Raw genomic sequence first — 8,287 nt, 5'->3', positions numbered from 1 at the left:
CCAATAAACTGTGGTGGCATGCCACCCTGGTTTTGTCGCAACAAACGTTCAGCTGATTCGGCATAAAAATCCAGAAAGCTATTTTCCCTGTGAAACATTAAGAAGGCATTGTGGACCTTTTTATAAACCTTCAACTTGCCTTGCTTGTCCCGTTGCACCCAAACTTCTCGTCCCACCGCAAATGACTCATCGGGCAATATAAAATTATTGGGATCAAATATAAGAAAATCTGCATCCAGCCATACAACTGTCTCATACCCTTTACTTATGGCTTTTTGAAGAACATTTAATCGCGCCAGATCAGAAGCAATGACTTTCTGATCTTCCACTTTTTCCATTAAATTCTCTGGCAAGCAATCAAATAATTCATCACCCAGGAACTGGTACTCGTACTGTTTAAGTGCGCACCAATGCTGAACAGATTCAAGGCACTGAGCAATCCAGGGAAAAGGCAAAGGAGAACGGTGTGATTGAATAACAAGTGTTTTCGACATTACAGTACATCAACTCGATATATTTCCATGATTCTTGTAATTCAGGGATCGAAAATGAAATAATTTGGGATTAATCTACCGCCCCGTTAGTCAGGGTCAGCGTGATTTTAAACGACTTATTTAACCTGCGAAACTAACCTTCCCGGCTGAAAATTCAGTCAAATGTCTGACTAAGTTCGCTTAGTAACAATTATTGATACTGATTCGACCTGGTCTTGCTTCTATAATTACTCCGCTTCCACTGCTGGCTGCGGAGCCTTAATCCGCTCTACATACAGCGCCGCCAGTGGTGTCCATACTTCCTCGAACAACAAGTCTTCTTTGTCTGAATCTGAATCAGCAGATTCAATAATTTCAATTGCCCGTCTATACAAATATTCTTCCTCTTCCAATTTTGTTGCCATCTGAAATCTCCTTTGTTTTGGGTTTTTAGACACTAAATTTGGCTTTCATTGGATCCTCGCCTCTATTATTCTTCCTGCTATAATACGCAACAAATCAAGGTTTATGACCGTGACGCTTTAACGTTAACAGTTAATGTGGCGGTATCTGGGTCGTTGCTCGGTATATCAAAACTGTCAGTATACACCGTTATTGAAGGTCCTCCTCCACCGTCGCTATGACACGATGACAATATGGCGCCCAGCACCAAGGCCGTCATCAAGATTACCAACCATAGTTTCGAATTTCGACCAGACAGATTAAGCATACCAACAATAAGCAAGCCGGCAATCGACAGGCCACTAACCAACACTGCAGCAGGCACAGCACCGGGATCAAAACGAACAGTTAGTTTACAAAAAGTACCCGGCTGCAAATAGGTATTCGAGCACTCATCAGCACTTATACTGAAAGGATCCTCAAGGAGGTCAACTGCGCCGATGGTACCCAATTGAAGATCAGCGCTACCTTCATTAAGCACATAAACATATTTCTCCACGGCATCACTGCCAGTAACCGTACCAAAGTCTGCTTCTTCTGGACTGATCAATATGCCTGGCACAGGTTGCACTGATCCATTTCCCATCAAAGTTACAACACGAGTGCCGCTATTTGAACTAATATCAAGCTGAGCATTACTGTCACCGACATCACCTGGCGCAAAAGCCAATGCCACGGTACAGTCAGATAAAAAATCGAGAGTAATTGGCGTTGGACCACAACTACCACTGCTTCCATCACCTGGATCAACAGTAAAATCATTGGCGTCTGGACCAGACAGGTCTAATGCGGTTACCTCTAACGCACCAGCACCTGAATTACCTAGCGTCACCATCCTGTCAGCTGAGGAAGAATTAATATATACCAGACCAAAATCGATATTGTCAGGATTTACCACAAGAATGGCAGAAGGCGAATACTCAACCGCGCCTATATCGCAGTCAGCACCACCAATTGCATCGCCATCGACCGGCCGAGTAACACCACGCTGGTCAGTCGCAGGACAATCAACATCCGAACCAGTATCAATAGCCGGGCTACTGCCTTGCAAATGATGAGTTTGTGTCAGGCCCCCATTATCGCCCAGAGCTTCTAATAGTGGATCGGTATTAGACTGGTCTCCTATCCCTGTTAACCCACAGGTAGCCGCATCTTCAATATTATAATTAGTGTCAAACACCGCATCCAGTCGATAGCAGTTGTCGATACCAGCGGTCGAGGTGTTACCACTGACTATGCTATTAGTCAGCGTAAAAATGCCATTATCACAACAATGGACACCGGCACCCTGCTCTGTAATTCCAGCGCCAGTTGCAGAAACAGTATTACTACTGACCGTGCTGTTCAACATACTCAGGTTTGAACCAGCATAAGCATAAATACCACCACCATGCGCGCCATTATTTGAACTACCACCACTCGCACTGGCTACATTGCCACTGATGGTACTATTATTAATGATCAATTCGCTATCTAAAGATGATACACCGCTACCTAAAGCATAAGCTTGCACACCACCCACAGCGGTGCTGCTGTTACCACTGATTGTGCTGTTATTAATTGTAAGCACTGCACCCTCAATAAGAATTCCACCGCCCCAGGCAAAGACATAGCTACCTGATTGAGAAATCTGATTATCACTGACAGTACTGCGGTTAAGAGATAGAGTTCCTTGTGTGTATATTCCTCCACCTGAGATAGCCATGTTATTGCTAACCACCACACCCTCCAGCGTTAACGCAGCCCCGGTCTCTATGTATATACCACCTCCTCTGGGCGGGCTACCGGTAATAGCACGACCATCACTAATAGTGAGCCCAGTTAACTTGACATTGGTTGTGGAAATTTGAAACGGGCGAATTGCATTGGCGCCACTAACTGTTAATTGATCAGCGCCTGGTCCAGTTATACTGACTCTCTCAACGATCGCGGGTAATGCGCTGGCCAGCGTGATTGTACCGGTAACGCTGATATCTATGTAATCGTCTCCAGATAACACGTTTGCTTCCTGAATCGCCGCGCGTAAGGTACATGCCCCGCTACCATCATCGCAGACATTATCGCCAACAAAGGCATCCGCGTTATCCAGCAGACTATCAACAGTGAAATTCGCTGAATGAACAGGCAGGGCAACGGCAAATAGTAAAAACACTACCGTTACAATATTAATGATTTTTGATGAGGACATGACACACTCCCCCACAATAATATAACTGCGAATACAGCTTTTTTGGCGGGAAAGCCATGTCATAAAATATTGTCAATTAAAAACAGTTAGCTGGAAACAGTCAGATAAACATAACTTTCCTGCCTGAACACAACCACGCTCGTAAATTTGGTTATCTGACTTTTTTACTAAACTATAAGATGCATACCTTTTACAATAAATTACCAAAATACTGCTACAAATGCTTTGCTATATATCAATGTAGAGCAGTGTATATAACCTCTGCTTAATGTAATAAGTAAAAAGGGTTACGAACCGACTCTGCCTGTTTAAAAATCGAAGTCAGACAAAAACTTTACCTGATAATAGACATGATGGTAGAAACGATTGTTATCTGAACCCGGTTCTTCTGCTTCTGTATGCGAGCACGGAAAATCGCATACACAGAAACACTGCGCGCAGAAAGCGGTGCAAAAAACACTTTGGAATGCGACGAGTCCCATCCCACGCCCCCTAATTTCTGTCCCTATGATTGTAAAAAGCACTATCGCTTCACACATTTGGAATTAAAAATGTAGATATTTTACCGATATAGAAATAAGAGAAAAAACAGGTAACGTGATGAAAAGGAATCAAAATACAAAATCCCGACAGAAAATCAATCCAGTCGAAAATTTCTTACTGGCCCTGGTTCATGGCGCAATGGGATTTTTTACAGGTTTGTTGATCTGGTTTGTAACACCCGTGGCATTTGGCATTAGCGCCAAAGTTTATTTATTGATATCGGTCTTACTGGCGTCGGTATTTTTTGTATTTGGCCTAATACGTCCAGTGCGAACAGCAGAGCAGGCAGGAAGCGGCTGGGACTTTATCAAGCTCTTAAATCGGCAGGTGTTTCACTGGATCAAATTGATCAAGTAATTATATGTATGCCTGCCCTCATTGTTACCATCGATCTATTGGGTTTATTGCTAAACTCTTAAGTAGCAATGCCAGGCCGATTGTTTGCACGCAATGCGGGCAGAGTTCCGCTGTTTCCTACAGGGTTCTACATATTCAATTTAGTATCGCCCTGATCTACTTAGCCATTTTCCCCAACATATTTTATGGATCACAACTGCAGCTAACCGATATTGCGGTAATCGGGATTATATTTTCGCTGAAACTCTTCGCGCCACTAAAACGTCTCGGTGTGCAATAAAAGTCAGCGCTTGCATCCCGCTGCTAATCACTCTTAGTCATGAAAACCCCCTGACTATAGAGAATGGGCGCCGAGCCCTTTATTCGCTGTTCGTACGACTCGAAGCATTTTTTGAACTATTCTTAGTCAAACTAACATTTTACTAAAGAATTATTTATTACCTACGATCATATAGAGATGAATTTTCTAACCGGGCATAAGCCTCGATGATTTAAGCAATTTTACAGTTATACCCAGGAAAAGGCCGCAACACGCCCTGATTAAATGATGTCGATAGAAATTCTTAGCAACAACAAAGGTCACGACTTGTGAAGTCACCAATACGATTTTACATGGCACACCACGCCATGCAGCTCACTGTAATATGTCTACTGGCAATTAGTGTAACAGCTTGCCTGGATGACAGTTCAGCATCGCTGGATGACCAGTTACGTTCTGTGATTGCGGCACAGGGCTTAACGGGAGACCCTTCAACCGACAAACCAGTCACTGGTATCAACGACCCATTATCCAAATTGGGAATGAAACTGTTTTTCAGTAAAGGATTAGGCGGGGATAAGGATTCAGCGTGTGTTACCTGTCATCATCCCATGCTGGGTGGGGGCGACAACCTGTCACTACCCATTGGTTCTAATGCGGTGGAGCCTGACTTGCTGGGGCCAGGCAGACTGCATCGCCCGGATGTGAGCAATTATGATGGTGGCCCAACGGTTCCTCGCAACGCGCCCACCACGTTTAATGTTGCGCTTTATAGCCGGGGAATGTTCTGGGATTTTCGTGTCGAAAAAATCGACGGCGGGATATTTACACCCGCATCACAGGCACTGGATATGCCTGATCCGGATGCCGTTGATATCGTATCTGCCCAGGCCAGGTTCCCGGTTACTTCAATTGCCGAAATGCGCGGACTGGTATTTGAAAATGGTAATCCCATGAGCGCCGTCTGGGCTCACCTTGAAGCAAGGCTGGGCAACTATTCAATGGGTACTGGCGAGTTGTTAACAAACCAGTGGGCAAGTGAGTTTGAAAATGTTTATGGTCCTGCGGCTTCGATAGAAGAATTAATTACCTTTGACCGTATCGTCGAGGCGATTGGCGCCTATGAACGTTCCCAGGTATTTATTAACAATCCCTGGAAAAACTATGTCGAAGGTGACAATGCAGCGATCAGTCGCGCCGCGAAACAAGGTGCTTTACTATTTTTTCGACATCAACAGCAAGGTGGCGCCGGATGTGCGCAATGCCATTCGGGTGACTTTTTCACCGATGAATTGTTACATACCATCGCTACCCCACAAATTGGGCGAGGTCGAGGCGATGGCCTAACAGGCGACAATGATTTCGGGCGCTACCAGGTTACCGGGATAGAGGCTGACAAGTTTGCATTCAAAACTCCCAGCCTGTTAAATGTCGAGGTAACGGGTCCCTGGGGTCACGCTGGCGCCTATACTTCCCTTGAACAGATTGTCCGTCACTATATTGATCCAGCCGCTGCCTTGCGCCATTATGATTTCAGTCAGCTCGATCCGTCGATACAGGTGACGAATACAGGCACGAATACCCAGGCTGCACTGGATAAAATCGAGCAGGATTTACAGGCAGGCCGCCTGACAATACAAGGTGTTGACCTAAGTAAGCAAGATGTTGAAAACCTGCTGGCATTTCTACGTACCTTAACAGATCCCTGCGTTAAAAGTCGTACCTGTATGGCACCCTGGATACCGGATGACGCTGATTCCGATCCCGATGACTTACGTTTAAGGGCCTACGATCAAGATAATAACCTTCTTTGATGTTCTGAGGCTGATTCTCGGTCTGTCGATCCCATTCAGGTCTATCCCTAATTATCTGTTATTATCTGCTTTATTTCCCTGAATTGATTAAAATTTGATAGGAATTCCGATCCTGTTAGCCTGTTTAGATCCCATTAAACAGGAATTTTTAGTTTTAAATCAATTCAGAAGACTTCAGTGTTTGATAGTATGAAAACTCGAACAACAATAGGCACAGGATTATGCCTGACACTGTCGCTTATCAACAAACAGCAAACTTCGAAGCCACACGTCAAACAGATGACACTTTGCTCATCAAGCTAACTGGTGCATGGCGCCTGCAACAAAGTCGTCCAGCATTCTCGGATATCGAGCCATCATTGCGCAATACTTCCATTACCCGGATTAACTTTGACAGCCAGGCGATGACTGCCTGGGATACCGGGTTACTCACTTTTCTTGCGCAACTCATTCAACTTGCACAATCGCAACACATCGAGATCGATAAATCAGGCCTGCCCAGCGGTGTGCAACGATTGCTTGTCCTTGCAACGGCGGTACCGCCAGTAAAACAGCCGGGGCATGAGGAAAAGCCGCCAGGATTCATCACGCAAATCGGGACATTCACCATTGAGCTACTGCGTGGTGCGCCTGCTTCGCTGTCATTTTTAGGTGAGGTGATATTATCACTGGGGCGGTGGTTACGCGGTAAAGCGCAGTTTCGACAAAGGGATTTATTTTTAATTATTGAAGAAGTGGGACCACAGGGACTGGGGATTGTAGCGCTAATCAGTTTTCTGGTGGGCCTGATCGTCGCCTATATGGGTGCAGTACAGCTGGTACAGTTTGGCGCGGAAATTTATATCGCCGATCTGGTTGCTATCGGGATGGTGCGCGAAATGGGCGCACTCATGACAGGTGTTATCATAGCCGGACGCACCGGCGCCGCCTTCGCCGCGCAGTTGGGTACCATGCAGGTGAATGAGGAAATCGACGCCTTAAAAACGCTCGGTATCTCCGTCATAGACTTTTTAGTATTACCTCGTCTGCTGGCATTGATAACCATGATGCCCCTGCTGACCTTGTACTCGGGTTTGATTGGCGTCGTGGCTGGCTTTACAGTAGCAACAGTGGTATTCGATATCGGGGCATTTGAGTATTACCACCAAACCATACGCGCACTGGACCTGCGTCATTTTAGCGTTGGTGTTTTCAAAGGTACTATTTATGGTGTTTTGGTGGCATACGCCGGTTGCCTGCGAGGTATGCAGTGTGGCCGTAGCGCCCAGGCTGTGGGTGAAGCAACCACATCCGCCGTGGTCACCAGTATATTATTGATAGTAATAGCGGCTTCAGCACTTACTATTGTGTTTTACAAGCTCGGAATCTGACAAAATGGGACACGCCGCAGACGCACAGAATAGCGTTAACACGCAGCAGCAAAGCGAACCACATATCATAGTGCGTGATCTCACCATGGCCTATGGCGATTTCGTTGTTCAACGTGACCTTAATTTTACCATCAAGCGCGGCGAAGTATTTGTCATCATGGGCGGCAGCGGCTGCGGGAAAAGCACCTTGTTGAAACATATGATCGGGCTGAAGCCACCGGCCCGGGGTGACATTTATATCGACGAGATCAACTACTGGCAGGCAACGCCTGAAATTCAGAAAACCATCAAGCATCGTTTTGGCGTCATGTTCCAGGCCGGTGCGTTGTGGAGTTCTCTGACACTGGCAGAAAATGTTGCGTTACCTTTGGCCGAATATACCAACTTGAGTAAAGCGGAAATTGCCGAGGTGGTAGCCGTTAAACTGGCATTGGTTGGATTAGCAGGTTTTGAAGAATTCTATCCTTCAGAAATCAGCGGTGGAATGAGAAAACGCGCCAGCCTGGCACGCGCCATGGCGCTGGATCCGGAAATTCTGTTTTTCGATGAACCCTCAGCGGGGTTGGACCCTATTAGTTCACGACGACTGGACGAGCTGATTCTGGAACTGCGCGACAGCCTGGGTACAACAGTCGTCGTTGTCACCCATGAGCTGGCCAGTATTTTTACCATCGCCGATAACTCGATATTTCTGGATGCAGAAAGCAAAACTATGTTAACCACCGGTGATCCCAAAGTATTGCGCGACCAGTCACCTGATCCGCAGGTACGATCCTTCCTCAACTGGGGTAAATTATGAGTAAACGTGCAAACCCTTTACT

General features: G+C 45.9%; 7 protein-coding genes. 4 read left to right on the top strand and 3 right to left on the bottom strand.

From position 1 onward, the window contains the following. The 3 genes from ACWVCM_RS15140 to ACWVCM_RS15130 all read right to left on the bottom strand — a co-directional run. On the bottom strand, positions 1–494 hold a 494-nt coding region (locus ACWVCM_RS15140; protein ID WP_455202601.1), incomplete at its 3' end, for a hypothetical protein. A 227-nt stretch (positions 495–721) separates the two neighbouring features. Beyond that, positions 722–898 (bottom strand): hypothetical protein, encoded by a 177-nt coding sequence (locus tag ACWVCM_RS15135; RefSeq protein ID WP_455202600.1) that lies wholly within the window; start codon positions 896–898, stop codon positions 722–724. Positions 899–999: 101 nt separating this feature from the next. After that, positions 1,000–3,123: a choice-of-anchor D domain-containing protein gene (locus tag ACWVCM_RS15130; protein WP_455202599.1), complete on the bottom strand. Its 2,124-nt coding sequence runs from the start codon at positions 3,121–3,123 to the stop codon at positions 1,000–1,002. Between the two features lie 600 nt (positions 3,124–3,723). Here ACWVCM_RS15130 and ACWVCM_RS15125 point away from each other — a divergent pair. From ACWVCM_RS15125 to ACWVCM_RS15110, 4 genes are all read left to right on the top strand, one after another. Continuing rightward, positions 3,724–4,023 carry a hypothetical protein gene (locus tag ACWVCM_RS15125; RefSeq protein ID WP_455202598.1) on the top strand — a complete coding sequence of 100 codons (300 nt, stop codon included), beginning with the start codon at positions 3,724–3,726 and terminating at the stop codon, positions 4,021–4,023. A 588-nt stretch (positions 4,024–4,611) separates the two neighbouring features. After that, a complete protein-coding gene (locus tag ACWVCM_RS15120; protein ID WP_455202597.1) occupies positions 4,612–6,096 on the top strand; it encodes a cytochrome-c peroxidase in 1,485 nt (494 codons plus the stop codon). Positions 6,097–6,317: 221 nt separating this feature from the next. Further along, positions 6,318–7,466 carry an MlaE family ABC transporter permease gene (locus ACWVCM_RS15115; protein ID WP_455202596.1) on the top strand — a complete coding sequence of 383 codons (1,149 nt, stop codon included), beginning with the start codon at positions 6,318–6,320 and terminating at the stop codon, positions 7,464–7,466. A gap of 4 nt (positions 7,467–7,470) precedes the next feature. Beyond that, the gene (locus tag ACWVCM_RS15110; protein ID WP_455202595.1) at positions 7,471–8,265 is read left to right on the top strand and encodes an ABC transporter ATP-binding protein; all 795 of its coding nucleotides are present in this window, start codon (positions 7,471–7,473) and stop codon (positions 8,263–8,265) included. Positions 8,266–8,287: the final 22 nt, after the last annotated feature.

This window comes from Kaarinaea lacus (assembly GCF_975902315.1).
The sequence above is the reverse complement of the archived record's forward strand: the minus strand, read 5'-3'. Positions and strand labels throughout refer to the sequence as shown.

Bases quoted from the DNA above. Each gene is read 5' to 3' on its own strand.
- ACWVCM_RS15135 (WP_455202600.1), bottom strand. From the start codon at position 898: ATGGCAACAAAATTGGAAGAGGAAGAATATTTGTATAGACGGGCAATT.
- ACWVCM_RS15130 (WP_455202599.1), bottom strand. From the start codon at position 3,123: ATGTCCTCATCAAAAATCATTAATATTGTAACGGTAGTGTTTTTACTA.
- ACWVCM_RS15125 (WP_455202598.1), top strand. From the start codon at position 3,724: ATGAAAAGGAATCAAAATACAAAATCCCGACAGAAAATCAATCCAGTC.
- ACWVCM_RS15115 (WP_455202596.1), top strand. From the start codon at position 6,318: ATGCCTGACACTGTCGCTTATCAACAAACAGCAAACTTCGAAGCCACA.
- ACWVCM_RS15110 (WP_455202595.1), top strand. From the start codon at position 7,471: ATGGGACACGCCGCAGACGCACAGAATAGCGTTAACACGCAGCAGCAA.